Genomic DNA, 16,013 nt, shown 5'->3' on the forward strand with positions numbered 1-16,013 from the left:
CCCGCATGGACAGCGCAGAGTACGAGCGAAAGATCGCGCACCGCTTCGCCGCCTTCGACCAGGACGGCAACGGCTACATCGATCGCGCCGATTTCAACGCCGCAGCCGCCCGTCTGCTCACCGAGTTCGGTACGACGGCCCGCTGCGACAAGGGGCAGGCCCTCTACACCGGGGCCGAGGCCTTCTGGCAGGGCATGGCGGGGATCGCCGATGTGGACGGGGACCAGCGGGTCACCCGTGAGGAGTTCGCGGGCGGGGCGGTGAAGCGGCTCCGGGACAATCCCGAGCGGTTCGCCGAGATCGCCCGGCCGTTCCTGCGGGCGGTCATCGCGGTCGCGGACGGCGGCGACGACGGCAGAGCGTCGGTCGCGGACGTGGAGCGGGCGCTCCGGGTTCTCGGGGCCAGCGCCGAGATCGCGGGCGTCGCCGCCCAGAGCCTGGACACCGACCGGGACGGGAAGGTCGCGGAGAGCGATGTGGTGTCGGCGCTCGCCGTGTACTTCACGGTGATCGAGCCCGACGCTTAGGTGTTCCCGGCGTTACGGGGACGGCGCACCCGCCCCCGTAACGCCTCCCTCACCCGCCGAACCGTTCCCGCAGGCGGTACGTGGGCACCTTGCGCAGGGTCTCGTTGCGAGGCAGCGCGTCGAGCACTTCCCAGCGCTCCGGCACCTCGCGGCCGGGTTCTTCGCGCTGCGGCTGCCGGAGGAGGCGGGCGGGGGGCCTCGGGCTGCCGGAGGCGGTGCTGCTCTTCGAGGAGGCGGGCCGGGGCTGCTGCCTGGACCGCTGGTCGCCACTGCGTGCCTTCGTGGCCGCCGCCCGGCCCGTACGGTCGATGGACCCGCTCACCCCGCTGCACCGCGCGCCGGCGGACGCGGCAGTGGCGGCGGCGGGGCGCGTGTCGGCGACGGAAACCTCTCGTGCGGCATCGGAGCGCACGCGGGCGGATACGGACGTGCTCCGGCTGCGACGGAGCGCACCCCGGCGCACGCCGGGCGGTTTCGCTTCGAGGCCGCGGCTGCTCACCGCCGCCGAGCAACTCGGCAGCGCCGCCCGGACCACCGAGGCGGCCGTCCAACACGCCGGGAGCCGCGAGCAGTTCGGATCGCCCATCGGATCGTTCCAGGCGGTCAAACATCTCTGCGCCGACATGTTCGCCCGTACCGAACCGGCCCGCGCCGCCGTGTGCGCGGCCGCCGTGACCGGCGACCCGGTGGAGACCGCGGCGGCGAAACTCCTCGCCGACGAGGCGGCCGTACGCGACGCCCGTGACTGCCTCCAGATCCACGGCGGGATGGGCTTCACCTGGGAGGCAGATGTTCACCTCCACCTGAAACGGGCCTGGCTCCGGGCCGCCTCCTGGCTCACCGGGGCCGGGGCCGAGGAACTGCTCGCCGCCGATCTGGGGACGGCGGGGCGGCTTCCGCGCAGCTCGGCGGCGTACGGACGACCGGTCCCGGAAGCAGGGGGCGGAGGGTGACGCAGCGCATCCGCCCGGTGCCGATACCGGGTTGTGTCCTTTGCGTGATTCGTCACCGGGTGGAGTCGGGGCGCCGCTCGGGTACGCTCCGTGGGATGCGAGTGGTTCTGGAACCGGGCGATCCGGGGGCGGCCTGTGCGGCGGCTCCGGTCCGGAGCGAGGACTCTCGCCGGAGATGTGCCGGGCCTGCCCGAAGAGCGTTTCTCGCAGTCTCTGCGCGCTCCTGTTCGACTCCCCGCAGCGTGCGTCGCACAGTATGCACCACGCGTACTCCTTCGCGCTGGAATATGCCCGAAGCGCTTGTTGCGGTGACTGTACGTCAACCATGCTGTCGCGCAAGGGAATCACGTTCCGTGACCCTGAGGAGGCGCGAGGCGATGTGTCCGCCGGTTCGGATGGTGTGAGCGGTGCAGGTGCTTCAGGTTCAGCTGGAGGTCGGTCCGGATCCCGCAGAGGTGGGGCGGGCCCGTAGGTGGGCGCGGTCGCGCCTGGTCGGTTCCGGGATAGGGGATGACGAGCCGCTCGCCGAGACGCTCATCCTGCTGATCTCGGAGCTGGTCACCAACGCCGTCGTCCACACGGGGTGTCCCGCCGTGCTGCGGATGCTCTTCGGCGGGGCCTCCGGCGCGGCCGGGACGGTCCGGGTCGAGGTCGCGGACGCCAGTGACTGCCCGCCGCTCCAGCGGCACGCTGCGGGCGAGGACACCAACGGCCGGGGCCTGGAGCTGGTGGACGGGCTCGCCGACCGCTGGGGCTGGCTGCCGGAGGGCGCGGGCAAGCAGATCTGGTGCGAGGTCGACCGGAGCGGGCCGGGGCGGGCCGCGGAGCTGCCCACGGTGGTCGTGCAGGGCGGTGGCGAGGTGTGCGAACCGCCCTCGTGCGTCTTCACGGACAACCTGGCCTGAGATCCGCCTGACCTGAACCGCTCGTCGCCCCGCGCTGCTACAGGACCGCGACCGGGGCGACCGGCGCCCCGGTGGCCCCGGTGAACGGCTCCGGCGCGGCGGTGAGCAGGAAGGCGTACCGGCCCTCCTCCGCACAGGCCGTGGACAGCGCCTCCAGGTTCCAGTTCTGGCCCTGGAGCAGCCCCATCTCGACCAGGTGCAGCGCGTGCACGGGCAGCCGCGGGTCCGCGATCTCCGGCCCGGCGACGGGTGGCCGTACGCGTCCCTGCGCCCGGCCGGCGCGAGGCGCACCTGCCCGGTCCGTACGAGCACGATGGCCCGGGCGGCCGTTCCCGCGGGGCGGGAAGCCGGTGTTCCGGTTCGCCTCCAACTCCGCCTTCGCGGAACGTACGGTGGTCCGCGCCGTCCAGGCCGTGAAGATCCCGGCCGATCTGCCCCTCACCTCGGCCGCCCTGATCGGCTGCGGGGTGCTCACCGGGGTCGGGGCCGTCCTGAACCGGGCGAAGGTCGGCCTCGGCGACAGCGTCGTGGTCATCGGTACCGGCGGCATCGGCCTCAACGTGCTCCAGGGGGCCCGGCCGGCCGGTGTGCGCACCGTCGTCGCCGTCGACAGCAACCCGGCGAAGGAGGCGGTGGCCCGGCGGTTCGGCGCCACGCACTTCCTCACCTCGGCCGACGGCGTACGCGCCGTCCTGCCCGACGGCGCCGACCACGCCTTCGAATGCGTCGGCCGCACCGAGCTGATCCGCCAGGCGATCGACCTCCTGGACCGCCATGGCCAGGCCGTGCTGCTGGGCGTGGCGGCGGCGACCGCCGAGGCGTCGTTCCTGGTCTCGTCGATGTACCTGGACAGGTCGATCCTGGGCTGCCGCTACGGCTCCTCACGGCCGCAGCGCGACACCGCCCGGTACGCGGACCTGTACCGGGAGGGCCGTCTGCTGCTGGACGGCCTGGCGGGGCGCAAGGGCTGACCCCCGGGCCCGGCTCAGCGCGAGGCGCCCGCCGAGGAGCGGAACGTACGCCGGTAGACCGTCGGCGGCACGCCCAGCGCCGCCTGGAGGTGCTGGCGCAGTGAGGTCGCCGTGCCGAACCCCGCGTCCCGGGCCACCTGGTCGATGGACAGGTCCGTCGACTCCAGCAGATGGCGGGCCCGCTCCACCCGTTGCTGGGTGAGCCACTGGCCGGGGCTGATCCCGACCTCCTCGCGGAAGCGGCGCGTGAACGTCCGTACGCTCATGGCCTCCTGCTCCGCCATGTCCCGCAGCAGGATCGGCCGCTCCAGCCGGGCCAGCGCCCAGGTCCGGGCGGCCGTCGTGGTCGCGAACTGCGGTTCGGGGAGGGGGCGGTGGATGTACTGGGCCTGCCCGCCGTCCCGGTGCGGGGGCACCACCGTGCGGCGGGCGATCTCGTTGGCGACGGCGGCCCCGTGGTCGCGCCGCACCAGGTGCAGGCAGAGGTCGATCCCGGCGGCGACCCCGGCGGAGGTGAGGACGTCGCCGTCGTCGATGAACAGGACGTCCGGGTCGACACGGACCTGCGGGAAGGTCCGCTGGAAGTGATCGGCGGACGACCAGTGCGTGGTGGCGGGCCGGCCGTCGAGGTATCCGGCCGCCGCCAGGACGTAGCTGCCGGTGCAGATGGAGACCATCCGGGTGCCGGGCCGGACCAGGGCGAGCGCGGCGGCCAGCTCATCGGTGAGCCTGCCCTCCTCGAAGACCGGGCCCAGCTCGTAGGAGGCGGGGACGACCACGGTGTCGGCGGTGGCGAGCGCCTCCGGGCCGTGCTCCACGAGGACGGCGAAGTCCGCGTCGGTCCGGACCGGGCCGGGCGGGCGGACCGAGCAGGTCACCACGTCGTACAGCTTCCCGCCCGTGCCGCCCGGCCCGGTGCCGAGGGAGCGGCCGAAGATCCGCTGGGGGATGCCCAGTTCGAAGGGGAGCAGTCCGTCGAGGGCCAGAACGACGACGCGGTGCGGCATGACGGCCTCCTCGAAGACCACGGGCGGAGCCTGTAGCTGGTATAGACCAAGAGGCGACAGGTTAGCGATGTGATGGAGAAGCCGACAGGGCCCGCGTCCATTCCCGGCGCGGATCGTGACAGCCGTAGGTCCCCGTCCCCGGACCCGCCCTCGACCCGGCCCCGGCGGAGCCGGCGGCGCGCAGTACGGCGGCCCGGCCCGGGCCCGGCCCCTCACTTCTTGCCGCGGGCCCGTTCCTCGCTCGCCCGCATCTCCAGTATCGCGAAGACGTGGGCGCTGGTGCGCCGCCGGGAGGTTCCGCTGACGACGAGGGCCGCGCCCGCCACGGCCGTGGGGACGGACAGGGCCAGGATGCCGACCAGTTCGGGCCAGTCGCGCTCCCCGGCGCACAAGGAAGGGCTGGTGTGCGAACCGCCGTACGCCAGCGGGGACTCGCACTCCAGGTCGCGGCTGGGGGAGGACGCGACGGTGTACGGAGCCAGCAGCAGGTAGCCGAGCCAGAGCAGCAGCCCGGCTGCCACGGCGGACAGGCCCACTCCCCAGGCCACGCGGGCCCCGGCTCGGCGGTCGAACTCCTGGCGGACGGCCCAGTGCATGGCGCTCCTCGTGTCGTGCAGGCTTCCGGCGGGCAGCCTCTCTCCCTCGGACGGCGATCGTACGCAGTGCCCGAGCCCGCGCCCGCCCACCCCGGACCACGCCGTCGTGGCCCGATTCCTGCGAACCATTTCCTTCAGGCCACTCGTGGGGAAATCCCCAGGCCAAGAAGCTGGTCCACGTGACCGAGACCATCGAAAGCGCGACCCCGGACGACCGGCGTCCGCCCAGCGAGGCGCGCCGCCGTCCCCGCGTCCACCGGGCGTGGCTCGTCGCCGCCGTCACCTTCGTGACGATCATCGGCGGCGCTGCCTTCAACTCCCTGCCCGGCCTGCTCATCGGCCCGCTCCACGGCGAATTCGGCTGGTCGCGCGGGGAGATCGGGCTCGCGGTCTCCATCGACATGGCGCTGTACGGGCTGACCGCACCGTTCGCCGCCGCGCTCATGGACCGGTTCGGCATCCGGCGGGTCGTGGCGAGCGCGCTCACGATGGTGGCGGCCGGGGCGATCGCCAGCGTCTGGATGACGGCGTCCTGGCAACTGATGATCTACTGGGGCCTGTTGGTCGGCCTCGGCACCGGGTCCATGGCGATGGCGTTCGCCGCGACCGTCACCAACCGCTGGTTCGTCGCCCGCCGGGGCCTGGTCACCGGCATCCTCACCGCGGCGGGCGCCTCCGGGCAGCTCGTCTTCCTCCCGCTCTGTGCCTGGATCGTCGACGAACACGGCTGGCGGCCCGCCTCGGTCACCGTGGGCCTGGCGTCCCTCGTCGTCGTCCCGTTCGTCTGGCTCCTGATGCGCGACCACCCGGCCGATGTGGGCCTCGCCCCGTACGGCGGTACGTACGTGGAGAAGCCCGCCCCCGCCCGGGGCGCCGCGCGCCGAGCGGTGCGTGTGCTCGTCGACGCGGCCCGCACCGGCCCGTTCTGGCTGCTCGCGGGCGCCTTCGCGATCTGCGGGGCCTCCACCAACGGCCTGATCCGCACCCACTTCGTGCCCTCCGCCCACGACCACCACATGCCCATCACCGTGGCGGCCTCGCTGCTCGCCGTGATCGGGGTCTTCGACGTCATCGGCACGATCTTCTCCGGCTGGCTCACCGACCGCTTCGACGCCCGCAGGCTGCTCGCCGTCTACTACGCGCTGCGCGGGATCTCGCTCCTGTTCCTGCCGATGCTCATGGCCCCCGACGTCCGGCCGCCGATGGTCTTCTTCATCGTGTTCTACGGTCTCGACTGGGTCGCCACCGTCCCGCCGACGCTGGCGCTCTGCCGTGAGCAGTACGGCGACGACAGCGCGATCGTCTTCGGCTGGGTGCTGGCCTCGCACCAGGTGGGCGCTGCCGTGGTCGCGTTCCTCGGCGGAGTCGCGCGGGACGTGTTCGGCAGCTACGACGTGGTCTGGTACGCGGCCGGGGCGCTGTGCGCGATGGCGGCGCTGATGTCGCTGGTGATCCGCCGCGTCCCGGCGCCGAAGGAACCCGTCGTCAGCGGCTGAGGCGGCCGAACGCGCCCCGGTGGAACAGCAGCGGCTCGCCCTCCTCCTGCGCGCCCAGGGCCTCCACCCGGCCCACCACGATGAGGTGGTCGCCGCCGGTGTGGACGGTGTGGATGCGGCAGTCGATCCAGGCGGGCACGGAGTCCGGCAGCGGTGACCGCCGCCTCGGCCGCGAACGCCGTGGTCCGGTCGCCGTCCAGCGAGGCGTTCACCCGCTGCTTGGCCAGGGCGACGGCCCGGCCCGAGGCCTGGTGCCCGGTGCCGGTGCCGGCCGGACGCTCGGACATCCCTCCCGGACGCTGAGCCATGGGCGGGGACCGCCCCGCCGCGTGAGGCTGGTGCCATGACTCAGACAGACGCGACCACAGCAGCGACCTCCGTGCAGGGACCCGTACTCGTGACCGGCGGCACCGGCAAGACCGGCCGCCGGGTGGTGGCCCGCCTCCGTGAGCTGGGCGTGGAGACCCGGGCGGCCTCGCGGTCCGGGGAGACCCCGTTCGACTGGGCGGACCCCGCCACCTGGCAGGCCGCCCTGGACGGCGTCACCGCCGTCTACATCACCCCGCTCGACGCCTCGCCCTCCCCGACCCCCGCCTTCGTCGAACAGGCCGTCGCGAGCGGGGTGCGGCGGCTGGTGCTGCTCTCGGCCCGGGGCACGGACGTGCCCGGCTACTTCGGCCCCGCCTACGAGGACGGCGGACCGCACGCCGAGGGGGAGCGGGCCGTCCGCGCCTCCGGGGTGGCCTGGACGATCCTGCGGCCCGGCTGGTTCGCCCAGAACTTCAGCGAGGGCGTCTTCCTCGACGGCGTACGGGACGGGGAACTGGCCCTGCCCACCGGGGACGGGAGGGCCGCGTTCATCGACGTCGACGACATCGCGGACGTGGCCGTCGCCGCGCTCACCGAGGACGGCCACGCGGGCGAGGAGTACGGACTCTCCGGCCCCCGCGCGCTCGGCATCGCCGACGTCCTGGACGAGATCGCCAAGGAGACCGGGAAGCGCGCCGCGTACGTCCCCGTCGACGCCTCCACCTTCCGGGCCGGGCTCATCGCCCAGGGCTTCGCGGACGGGGAGGCCGATCTCTGGACCGACGCGCTGGTCCCGATCACCACGAGCCGCGAGGCACCCGTCCTGGACGGCGTACGCCGGGCACTCGGCCGGGAGCCGCGCGACTTCGCCGACTTCGTCCGGGACGCGGCGGCGCGCGGGGTCTGGGGCTGACGCCCGGGGCCGGGCTCACTCCGGAGGGGCCCGGCACCGCCCGGGGGCCGGGCCCCCGGGCAGGGCTCCGACCCGCCCCCGCGCTCAGCCGCGGCTCAGCCCGCCGGCGCCGCCGCGTCCACCGGCCCGGACGCCAGGGCCTCCCGCCGGAACGCGGTCGGGCTCTCGCCGCGCACCCGCTTGAACGCCGCGCTGAACCCGAACGCGTCCGCGTAGCCGACCCGGCGGGCCACGGCCGCCACGGTCAGCTCGGGGTGGGCGAGCAGGTCGGCGGCGAGCGTCATCCGCCACTCGGTCAGATACGCCACCGGGCCGTCCCCGACGAGTTCGGTGAACCGCTTCGCCAGGGTCGTCCGCGACACCCCCGCCCGGCTCGCCAGCTCCGCCGTGGTCCAGGGGTGCGCCGGGTCCTCGTGCATCGCCCGCAGGGCCGGGCCCGCGACCTCGTCGCCGAGCGCCCCGTACCACCCCGGCGGGTTCGCCTCGGGCCGGTCGAACCAGTCCCGCAGCGTGCACACCAGCATCCAGTCGAGCAGCCGGTCGAGCACGATCTGGTCGCCCGGCCGGCCCCGGCCGAGCTGCACCTCCAGGTAGTCGCGCAGCGGGGCGCAGTCCTCCTCGTCGGGCACCACGAGGGCCGGGGGCAGCGCCCGCAGGAGCCGCTGGGGAAGCTGCTCCTGTACGTCGTAGGCGGCGGCCAGCAGCACGGTGGCGCAGTCGAATTCGGGTGCACCAGCCGATACGGCGCCGCTGTCCCGCACCTGGTCCCAGCGCACCTCCCGTACGCCGCCGGCCCGCCCCGGCCCCGTACCGTCCGCCGGATCGTCGGTGAAGACGAACGGGGCCGGCCCCCGCACGATCGCGGCCTCGCCGACCTCCACCCGCAGCGGCTCACCGTCCTCCGGCACGATCCACCCCGCACCCCGCAGCGGCAGGCACAGCGTCAGATACGCCCCGTCGGTGAACCGCAGCGACCAGGGTGCGCACAGCACCGAACGGCCGAACACCGCACCCCGGCCCCGCACGCCCCGCAACAGCTCGTCGAACACGTCCATGACGCCCAGCCTAGGCAGAGGCGGCCCCGTTCCGGGCGGGGGTCTCCGTCAGCCGGGCGGTGGTCAGCCGGGCCAGGCCCTCAGCGGTGGCTGAGCACCTTGACCACCCGGCCGTCGGGGTCCCGGACGAAGAACCTCCGCACGCCCCACTCCTCGGCCTGGAGCGGGTGGACGATCTCCGCGCCCCGGGCCCGTACGGCGGCGTACACCGCGTCCACGTCGTCCACCTCGACGCTCAGGTCGGGGACGACCGGGCCGGTCAGGTCGTGGGCCATGAAGCTGACCTGCTCCCGCGGGCGGGACGGCGAGGCGAGGGTCGTGATCCAGCCGAGGTTCATGACCTCCTCGAAGCCGAGCAGACCGTAGAAGTCCCGGTTCTCCTCGACCGCCTGCGTCCGGAGGTTGGGCACGACACGGCGAACGGTCATCATCGACTCCTCGGAAGAAGGGTTTCCGCCAGGCCGACCCGGCCGTCGCGGACTTCGAGGGGGCTCGGCGCCGGGTCCTCGCAGGCACGGTAGTGCCCCAGCCGGACCGTGCCGTCCGCCTGCCGCCGGGTGTCGTGCACGTGCTCGGCGAGCCAGCGGAGCAGCGCCCCGATCTCCTCCGCCTCGTCCGGGTGGATCTCGGTGCGGGAGGTCAGCGCCCAGCCGCCGCCGGGGAGCCCGTCGCGGGCGACCAGGGCCGAGCAGAGCGCGCCCGTCGTACGCCGTGCCGGTCCGCCGCCGGCCAGCAGCGGGCGGGGCTCGTTCTCGATCCGCGGGACCCCGTCGTCGTCGACCACCACGCACGGGAAGTCGGTCACGACGGTGAGGCGCCCGGGCCAGGGGCCGAGCCCCAGGTGCCAGCGCAGCTCGGCCAGTTGCTGCTCCGACAGCCCGTCGCGCAGGTCGACCGTCACGGTCAGCTCATGGATGTCGCTCATGGTTCCGGACCCTGACCACCGGCACTGACAGTCCCGTGCGGTCCGGTCCGGTCGGGCCCCGTCCGTCCGGCCCGGCCGTCCGGTCCGTCCGATCGTCCGTCATCGGCGCGGCGGCCGGGCCACCCTCTTGGCGATCTTCTCCGCGTCCAGGGCCATTTCGCGCAGCATCCCGCTGATCGGGTTGGTGAAGCCGGTGAAGTAGAGCCCGGGGGCGCCCTTCGGGGACCGGCCGCCGTGGGTCACCGGGCGCCCCCGTCCGTCCAGCACGTCCAGGTGGCCCAGCAGCGGCTCCAGGGCGCGGTGGTAGCCGGTGGCGGCGATGACGGCGTCCGGGGTGATCCGGGTGCCGTCGGCCAGGACCACCGTGTCCCTGTCGAAGGAGGCGACCGTCGCCACGGGGATCACCCGGCCGGTCTTCACCGCGTCGATCAGGCCGACGTCCTGGACCGGAATGGCTCCTTCGCGGACCCGGGAGTAGAGGCCGGTGGTGGGGCGCGGGAGGCCCTGGGCGGTCAGGTCGGGCACGGCGATCTTCGCCAGCACGCTCCCGGCGCGGTCGACGAGGCGCACCGGCAGGCGGCGGACCAGGATGGCCGTGGCCTGGGCCGGCCAGCCGGCGGTGGAGCGGCGGACGATGTGCGGGGCCGTACGGACCGCGATGCGCACGGCGGACGCGCCGCCAGCGGCCAGGTCCGCCGCGATCTCCGCGCCCGTGTTGCCGATGCCGACGACCAGGACGTCCTTGTCGGCGTACGGGGCCGGGTTCCGGTACGCCGCCGCGTGCAGCAGCTCGCCCGTGAACGTGTCGCGGCCCGGCCACTCCGGTATGCGCGGGGTGTGGTTGAAGCCGGTGGCGACGACGACCGCGCGGCCCCGCAGGACCCGCCCGCCCGTCGCGGTGAGCTGCCAGTCGCCGGAGCCGTCGGGGGCGGGGTCGACCCTGGTCACCTCGACGCCCGTCACCACCTCCAGCTCATGGTGCTCGGTGTACTTCTCCAGGTACCGCACCACGTCGTCCCGGCCCACCCACCGCCCGAACCTCCGCGGCATCTTCAGCCCCGGCAGGGCCGACCAGCGGCGGGTGGTGTGCAGGTGCAGCCGGTCGTAGTGGCCGCGCCAGGACGCCCCGACCCGGTCCGACTTCTCCAGGACGACCGCCCGTACGCCCCGGGCACGCAGCGCGGCCGCGGCGGCGAGGCCTCCGGGGCCGCCGCCGATGACGTAGACGGGCCGGTCCTCCGTACGGTCGGTGAGGGCGGCGGCGTCGGGACTGACTGCGGAGGACGGGCTGTTGGGCATGGTTCGGAGCGTAATCGTCCGCTCTGTTGATGGGTCTCGGTCAAGAGGGAAATCGATTGCGAATTGATCACGGGTGTTCGGATGCGGTGGCTGCCCAGGGGGTCTGGGTCCCGTCGGCCGGAGAGGGCCGCCCCCTCCGGCCCGTACGGGGGCGGGTGCGCGCCCCTTGCGCGGCGCGGCCCGCATCCGCCGCCGGGTCGTCGAGCCCCGCCCGAGGCTGATCGCGTACGTCGTCGTCCATGCCGAACTGGCCCTGGGGCTGTTCCTGTGAGCGCCGAACGTGCGGCCGCGGCCCCGCGCTTCGACCTGCCGGAGCCGGACGCCTTCACCCGCCCGTACTGGGACGCGGCGGCGGAGGGGCGGCTGCTCATCCGCCGCTGCGCCGGATGCGGCCGGGCGCATCACTACCCGCGCGAGTTCTGCCCGTACTGCTGGAGCCAGGACGCGGGGCGGGAGCCGGCGAGCGGGGAGGCGACGCTCTGCACCTGGTCCGTCGTCCACCGCAACGACCTGCCGCCCTTCGGCTCCCGCGTCCCGTACGCGGCGGCCGTCGTCGACCTCGCCGAGGGGCCCCGGATGATGACGGAGATCGTGGAGTGCGCGCACGAGGCCCTGCGGATCGGGATGCGGCTGGCCGTCGCGTTCCGCACGGCGGGGGAAGATGCCGTACCGGTGTTCCGGCCCCGCGGCTGAGCGGCGCGCTTCTGTGGAAGGCTGGTCACAGCCCCGGCGCGCCCCACACCGGGAACCACCGGGACAGGTCCTTCTCCACCCGGAGGTCGTCGCCGAGGGCGCCCCGCACCTGGAGCTCCAGTTGGTTGTCCCGCTTCTCGGCGGTGCCGGGCAGCGGGGCGAACGGGTAGAACGTGCCGCGCTTGTAGAGGTAGACGAGAGCCAGCGCACGCCCCTCCGTGTTCCGGAATCCGATCAGGGAACACAGCAGATGCGGGCCGAAGCCGCCGTCCTGGAGCATCGTGTTGACCGCGTGCAGGTCGTTGACCAGGCCCGCCGTGTCGTCGGCCGGGTGGGTGGCCAGCAGCCAGGTGTAGCCGTACGCGTCCCGGCTGAACTCCACCGGGACGCCTCCGCGTTCCGTGTCCGCGTCCAGCAGTTCGCGTACGTCCTCCTGGAGCCGGGCGAAGCCGCCGCCCTCCACCCCGGCGAAGCAGACCGAGCCCCGGCCGGTCGGGGTGAAGCCGGTGGCGGCCTGGAGGGTGAGGGCGGCGGAGGGGACGGCGAAGAGCCGGTCGAGGTCGGGACGGACCGGTTTGCTCCGGCCGAGGATCGCGTCGAGCAGGCCCACGGGCACAACTCCTTCCACGCTCGATGGTTCAGCGGGACAGGTCGGTGGAGATCCGGGACAGCTGGTCCAGGCGCTGTTCCAGCGTCGGGTGCGAGGAGAACAGCCGGCCCATGCTCTCCTTCGCGGAGAACGCGGGCATGAAGTAGAACGCGTTGTACGGCTCCGCCTTCCGCAGGTCCTCCGTCGGAATGCGGGCCATCTGCCCGCTGACCTTCGTCAGGGCGGAGGCGAGCGCGGAGGGGCGGCCGGTGAGCAGGGCGGCGGCCCGGTCGGCGGAGAGTTCGCGGTAGCGGGAGAGCAGCCGGGTCAGCAGGAAGCTGATCGCGTACACGACGGCGCTGATCAGCGGGATCAGCAGAAGCAGGATGCCCGCCGGGTCGTTGCCGGGGCGGCTGCGCGCGAAGCCGCCCCACAGGGCGATCCGGGTGATGACGCCCGCCAGGACGCCCAGGAACGAGGCGATGGTCATGACGGCCACGTCCCGGTGCGCGACATGCGACATCTCGTGGGCGAGGACCCCCTCCAGCTCCTCCGGCTCCAGCCTGCGCAGCAGGCCCGTCGTCGCGCAGACCAGGGCCGTCTTCTCGCTGCGGCCGGTGGCGAACGCATTGGGTACGTCGCTGTCGGCGATGGCCACCCTGGGCTTCGGCATGTCCGCCAGCGCGCAGATGCGGTCGATGGTGCCGTGCAGCTCGGGGGCCTGTTCGGGGGTGACCTCGCGGGCGCCCATGCCGTACGCGGCGATGCGGTCGCTGAACCAGAACTGGGCTATGAACATGCCGCCCGTGATGATCAGGATGATCGGCCAGGAGCCCCGCAGGGCGGCGAGGAGCACGCCCACGAAGACGACGTAGAGCAGACCGATCAGGAACATGGTGGTGACCATGCGACCGGTCAGGCCCCGGTCGGGGGCGTAGCGCGAACGGGCCCGTGGCATCGATGCCTCCCTACAGCTCAGCTGTCTCCCATAGTGCCCTTTTAGGGTGAGAACCGGATAAACGTGCTGTCTGCACCGGTCAGGGCCAGAGCAACGCACGCGTCCAGTTGCCGCCCGTGGCCCCCTCGGTACGGCGGTAGCGCAGCCGGATGTGGCGTCGCCGGGCGTCGCCCTGGAAGAACTCGACCTCGGCCGGCTCGACCACGTACCGGGTCCAGGTCGGGGCCTCCGTGTCCGGCTCCTCCACCGCCCGGTCCCGGGCCGCGTCCGCCGTCCGGTGCAGCTCCGCCACCGAGCCGACGACCTCGCTCTGCGCCCCGGTCAGCGCGGCGGCGAGCGCCCCGGTGGACCGGGCGTGCAGGTCGGCGTGGCTCTCGGCCGGGGTGCAGCGGACGACGGGGCCCCGGACCCGTACCTGCCGACCTTGCGCGGGCCAGTAGAAGCCGAGCGCGGCGTACGGGCGGGCGGCGAGCTGGTGGCCCTTGGCGCTGGTGGCGTGCGAGGCGAAGTGCCAGCCCCGCTCGTCGGCGTCGTGCAGGAGCAGCGTGCGGACGTCGGGGAGGCCCTCGGCGTCGGCCGTGGCCAGCGCCATCGCGTGCGGCTCGGGCTGCCCCGCCGCCACGGCCTCGGCGAACCAGGAGTGGAAGAGAGCGAGGGGCGCGGGCGGGGCGGAATCCGGATCGAAGGCGGGCAGCTCGGTGTCCCAGACACGCTGGGCGTGCAGAAGGTCGCGGAAGGGGCGCTGGGAGGTGTCGTCGGTCATGGGGCCATTGGACCCCACGGGGCCTGGAGGGCGTGGTCACCGTCGTCGGACTCTGAGGGCCGGGCCCTCACGTCCGTCCCAGCACCACCGTCCCCGACGAGCAGAACCAGCCGCCCGTCCCCGACGCCACCGCCAGCTCCGGCAACCCGCCTCCGGCCCTGTGCACCTGCCGCGGTCCCGCCTCGCCGCGCAACTGCCGTACCGCCTCCACCAGCAGAAACAGCCCGCGCATCCCGGGATGGCAGGCGGACAGGCCGCCGCCGTCCGGCCGCCTCCAGGGCCTGGGCGAGCGCGAGCGGCCCGGCCACCGGGTCCCGGGCGGCGTGGTAGGCGGCGGAGCGGGCCGCCTCGACCCGTACGTACAGGTCGGCGAGGCGGTGCTTGACCGCCTGGAAGGATCCGACGGTCCTGCCGAACTGTTCGCGGGCCTTCACGTACTCCACGGTGCGCTCCAAAGCGCTCGCCGCCGTTCCGACCGCCTCGGCGGCGAGGATCGCGGTGGCCGTGCGCCTGGTATCGGTGCAGGACCACCACCGGTGAGGCCGTCGAGTCGCACGGCGGCATCGGCTTCACCTGGGAGCACGAGGCGCACCGCTACCTCAAGCGGGCGGCGAACTGCTCTTCGGCCCGGTCCACCGGCTGCGCGACCACGCGGCCGGGCGGGCCGGGCTGTTCGGGCCCGCCACCGCCGCCTCGGGGGTCCCGCGCGGGGCGGGCGTCCGGTGACCCGCGCCCGGGGTGCGCGGCTGGTCCAGCAGGTCTCCGCGACCCGGGCCTTCGCGCTGATCGCCCCGCATGTGGTTCCCCTGCTGGACCAAACCGTGCACCGGCTCACCCGGGCAGGGTGCTGCTCAGCCCGGATGCTGCCGGGGCTCGTCCTCACGGTGCCGGGGGCGCGCACGGGCCGGCCGAGGACCGCCCCGCTGGCCTGCATGCCCGAGGGGGAGGTGGAGGGCGCCTGGATCGTGGTCGGCAGCAACTTCGGCCGTACGGGTCACCCGGCCTGGACCGCGAACCTGCTGGCCCGCGGCGGCGAGGCCGTCGTCAACTGGCGCGGCCGGGACATCCCCGTACGCGCGACCCTGCTGGAGGGGGAGGAGCGGGCCCGGGTGTGGGAGGCCGCGCTCGCGTTCTGGCCGCCGTACGCGGCGTACGAGCGACGGGTGGGGCGGCAGATCCGGCTGTTCCGGCTGGAGAGGCGGTAGCAGGAGGAGCGGCGGCCCGGGGTGGTGGCCGGGAGCGTCCGGGGACGCCGACGGCGGACCACCCGCAGGGGTGCGTGGGTGGTCCGCCGTCGGTGAGACAGGACGTGGCGGGGGGGGGGCTACTTCGTCGGCTTCTTGCCGGTGATGCCGAGGTGGACCAACAGCGCCAGGTTAGGGCGCAGTTCGGCCTGCTTCACACCCCAGGTGGTGAAGCCCTTCTGGTGTGAGGCGACCGCCGCCAGCATCGCCACCAGGGAGCCGGCCATCGCCGCCGGGCTGACGTCCTTGTCGACCTTGCCCTTGCTCTGGAGCTCCTTCACCGAATCCGTGAGGGAGTTGGTGACCGAGTTCAGGATCTTCATCCGGATCTTGTAGAACCGTTTGTCCCCCTCGGCCGCGCCGAGGTCGATCACCCGGAGGATGGCGTCGTTGTGCCGCCAGAAGTCGAGGAATCCTTCGACGAGTTGCTCGGAGGTGGTCCAGCCGGCCTTGCCGACCCAGGAGCGTCCGGCGACCAGTTCGGTGAGTCCGGCACCCTCCTTGGCGACTTCCTCGGCGATTTCGAGGACGGCGCCCTCAACGTCGGGGAAGTACTGGTAGAAAGTCGCGGGTGAAGTCCCGGCCTTCCGGGCGACGTCGATGACTTTGACGTCCCGGTACGGCGAGGAGCTGAGCATCTCGCTGAGGCAGTCGAGCAGCTTCTGCCGCGTCGCCTGACCGCGTCGACCAGCCACGCGGCCGTCGACGGTGCGTACTTGTCCTGTCATGCCGTCAGCTTACCGAGGGGTGATGGGAGCGCGATTCGGCCGACTGCAAATGGGGAACGGCGCAGGATCGGCGGGGCGCGCG

General features: G+C 73.7%; 17 protein-coding genes and 7 pseudogenes. 10 read left to right on the plus strand and 14 right to left on the minus strand.

Features of this window, described 5'->3' with window-relative positions:
- Window positions 1–5: 5 nt before the first annotated feature.
- The 3 genes from RNL97_RS19160 to RNL97_RS19170 all read left to right on the plus strand — a co-directional run bounded on the left by RNL97_RS19160 (window position 6) and on the right by RNL97_RS19170 (window position 2,385).
- Window positions 6–527: an EF-hand domain-containing protein gene (locus RNL97_RS19160; RefSeq protein WP_030578491.1), complete on the plus strand. Its 522-nt coding sequence runs from the start codon at window positions 6–8 to the stop codon at window positions 525–527.
- A gap of 215 nt (window positions 528–742) precedes the next feature.
- The gene (locus tag RNL97_RS19165) at window positions 743–1,480 is read left to right on the plus strand and encodes an acyl-CoA dehydrogenase family protein (RefSeq protein WP_398866953.1); all 738 of its coding nucleotides are present in this window, start codon (window positions 743–745) and stop codon (window positions 1,478–1,480) included.
- A gap of 407 nt (window positions 1,481–1,887) precedes the next feature.
- On the plus strand, window positions 1,888–2,385 hold the full coding sequence (locus RNL97_RS19170) for an ATP-binding protein (protein ID WP_030578489.1): 498 nt from the start codon (window positions 1,888–1,890) through the stop codon (window positions 2,383–2,385).
- 37 nt (window positions 2,386–2,422) lie between these two features.
- On the opposite strand, the pseudogene RNL97_RS19175 reads toward RNL97_RS19170, so the two are convergent.
- Window positions 2,423–2,733 (minus strand): annotated as a pseudogene (locus tag RNL97_RS19175) (cyclase family protein); the annotation flags it as partial.
- Between RNL97_RS19175 and RNL97_RS19180 the strand changes: the two are divergent.
- Window positions 2,652–3,338 (plus strand): annotated as a pseudogene (locus tag RNL97_RS19180) (zinc-binding dehydrogenase); the annotation flags it as partial. The pseudogenes RNL97_RS19175 and RNL97_RS19180 sit on opposite strands and share 82 nt — an antisense overlap.
- 32 nt (window positions 3,339–3,370) lie before the next feature.
- Here the strand turns inward: RNL97_RS19180 and RNL97_RS19185 are convergent.
- Both RNL97_RS19185 and RNL97_RS19190 read right to left on the minus strand, forming a co-directional pair.
- Window positions 3,371–4,363: a GlxA family transcriptional regulator gene (locus tag RNL97_RS19185; protein ID WP_030578485.1), complete on the minus strand. Its 993-nt coding sequence runs from the start codon at window positions 4,361–4,363 to the stop codon at window positions 3,371–3,373.
- Between the two features lie 212 nt (window positions 4,364–4,575).
- A complete protein-coding gene (locus tag RNL97_RS19190) occupies window positions 4,576–4,959 on the minus strand; it encodes a hypothetical protein (protein ID WP_030578482.1) in 384 nt (127 codons plus the stop codon).
- A gap of 179 nt (window positions 4,960–5,138) precedes the next feature.
- Between RNL97_RS19190 and RNL97_RS19195 the strand changes: the two genes are divergently transcribed.
- The gene (locus tag RNL97_RS19195; RefSeq protein ID WP_313750982.1) at window positions 5,139–6,455 is read left to right on the plus strand and encodes an MFS transporter; all 1,317 of its coding nucleotides are present in this window, start codon (window positions 5,139–5,141) and stop codon (window positions 6,453–6,455) included.
- Here the strand turns inward: RNL97_RS19195 and RNL97_RS19200 are convergent.
- Window positions 6,445–6,624: pseudogene (locus tag RNL97_RS19200) on the minus strand (flavin reductase family protein); the annotation flags it as partial. The gene RNL97_RS19195 and the pseudogene RNL97_RS19200 overlap by 11 nt on opposite strands.
- Window positions 6,625–6,798: 174 nt before the next feature.
- Here RNL97_RS19200 and RNL97_RS19205 point away from each other — a divergent pair.
- On the plus strand, window positions 6,799–7,677 hold the full coding sequence (locus tag RNL97_RS19205; RefSeq protein WP_050499953.1) for an NAD(P)H-binding protein: 879 nt from the start codon (window positions 6,799–6,801) through the stop codon (window positions 7,675–7,677).
- 95 nt (window positions 7,678–7,772) lie between these two features.
- Here the strand turns inward: RNL97_RS19205 and RNL97_RS19210 are convergent, their stop codons facing one another.
- From RNL97_RS19210 to RNL97_RS19225, 4 genes are all read right to left on the minus strand, one after another.
- Window positions 7,773–8,732, minus strand: coding sequence for an AraC family transcriptional regulator (locus RNL97_RS19210; protein ID WP_030578471.1), 960 nt, complete (start codon window positions 8,730–8,732; stop codon window positions 7,773–7,775).
- Window positions 8,733–8,812: 80 nt separating this feature from the next.
- Window positions 8,813–9,160: a VOC family protein gene (locus tag RNL97_RS19215; RefSeq protein ID WP_030578468.1), complete on the minus strand. Its 348-nt coding sequence runs from the start codon at window positions 9,158–9,160 to the stop codon at window positions 8,813–8,815.
- On the minus strand, window positions 9,160–9,657 hold the full coding sequence (locus tag RNL97_RS19220; protein ID WP_030578465.1) for a hypothetical protein: 498 nt from the start codon (window positions 9,655–9,657) through the stop codon (window positions 9,160–9,162). Before RNL97_RS19220 ends, RNL97_RS19215 begins: the two co-directional genes overlap by 1 nt.
- Window positions 9,658–9,756: 99 nt before the next feature.
- The gene (locus RNL97_RS19225; protein WP_313750984.1) at window positions 9,757–10,956 is read right to left on the minus strand and encodes a flavin-containing monooxygenase; all 1,200 of its coding nucleotides are present in this window, start codon (window positions 10,954–10,956) and stop codon (window positions 9,757–9,759) included.
- 190 nt (window positions 10,957–11,146) lie between these two features.
- Here RNL97_RS19225 and RNL97_RS19230 point away from each other — a divergent pair.
- A pseudogene (locus RNL97_RS19230) lies at window positions 11,147–11,224 on the plus strand (DoxX family protein); the annotation flags it as partial.
- Window positions 11,224–11,649: a Zn-ribbon domain-containing OB-fold protein gene (locus tag RNL97_RS19235; protein ID WP_313750985.1), complete on the plus strand. Its 426-nt coding sequence runs from the start codon at window positions 11,224–11,226 to the stop codon at window positions 11,647–11,649. The pseudogene RNL97_RS19230 and the gene RNL97_RS19235, both read left to right, overlap by 1 nt.
- Before the next feature lie 25 nt (window positions 11,650–11,674).
- Here the strand turns inward: RNL97_RS19235 and pspAB are convergent, their stop codons facing one another.
- From pspAB to RNL97_RS19260, 5 genes and pseudogenes are all read right to left on the minus strand, one after another.
- Window positions 11,675–12,259, minus strand: a complete 585-nt coding sequence (gene pspAB / locus RNL97_RS19240) for a PspA-associated protein PspAB (RefSeq protein ID WP_243314746.1) — start codon at window positions 12,257–12,259, stop codon at window positions 11,675–11,677.
- 28 nt (window positions 12,260–12,287) lie between these two features.
- On the minus strand, window positions 12,288–13,196 hold the full coding sequence (gene htpX / locus RNL97_RS19245; RefSeq protein WP_030578453.1) for a zinc metalloprotease HtpX: 909 nt from the start codon (window positions 13,194–13,196) through the stop codon (window positions 12,288–12,290).
- A gap of 79 nt (window positions 13,197–13,275) precedes the next feature.
- The gene (locus RNL97_RS19250; RefSeq protein ID WP_030578451.1) at window positions 13,276–13,959 is read right to left on the minus strand and encodes a pyridoxine/pyridoxamine 5'-phosphate oxidase; all 684 of its coding nucleotides are present in this window, start codon (window positions 13,957–13,959) and stop codon (window positions 13,276–13,278) included.
- Window positions 13,960–14,026: 67 nt separating this feature from the next.
- Window positions 14,027–14,224: pseudogene (locus RNL97_RS19255) on the minus strand (thiolase C-terminal domain-containing protein); the annotation flags it as partial.
- Between the two features lies 1 nt (window position 14,225).
- A pseudogene (locus RNL97_RS19260) lies at window positions 14,226–14,468 on the minus strand (acyl-CoA dehydrogenase family protein); the annotation flags it as partial.
- 14 nt (window positions 14,469–14,482) lie between these two features.
- On the opposite strand from RNL97_RS19260, the pseudogene RNL97_RS19265 reads away from it, so the two are divergent.
- Window positions 14,483–14,685 (plus strand): annotated as a pseudogene (locus RNL97_RS19265) (acyl-CoA dehydrogenase family protein); the annotation flags it as partial.
- Complete coding sequence (locus RNL97_RS19270) at window positions 14,682–15,164, plus strand: nitroreductase family deazaflavin-dependent oxidoreductase (protein ID WP_313750986.1); 483 nt, start codon at window positions 14,682–14,684, stop codon at window positions 15,162–15,164. The pseudogene RNL97_RS19265 and the gene RNL97_RS19270, both read left to right, overlap by 4 nt.
- Window positions 15,165–15,283: 119 nt before the next feature.
- On the opposite strand, the gene RNL97_RS19275 is transcribed toward RNL97_RS19270, so the two are convergent.
- Entirely contained in the window at window positions 15,284–15,931 is a 648-nt protein-coding gene (locus RNL97_RS19275) for a TetR family transcriptional regulator (protein WP_006126763.1), read from the minus strand.
- Window positions 15,932–16,013 lie beyond the last annotated feature (82 nt).

The sequence above is a fragment of the Streptomyces parvus genome (assembly GCF_032121415.1).
Lineage (GTDB): Bacteria > Actinomycetota > Actinomycetes > Streptomycetales > Streptomycetaceae > Streptomyces > Streptomyces globisporus_A.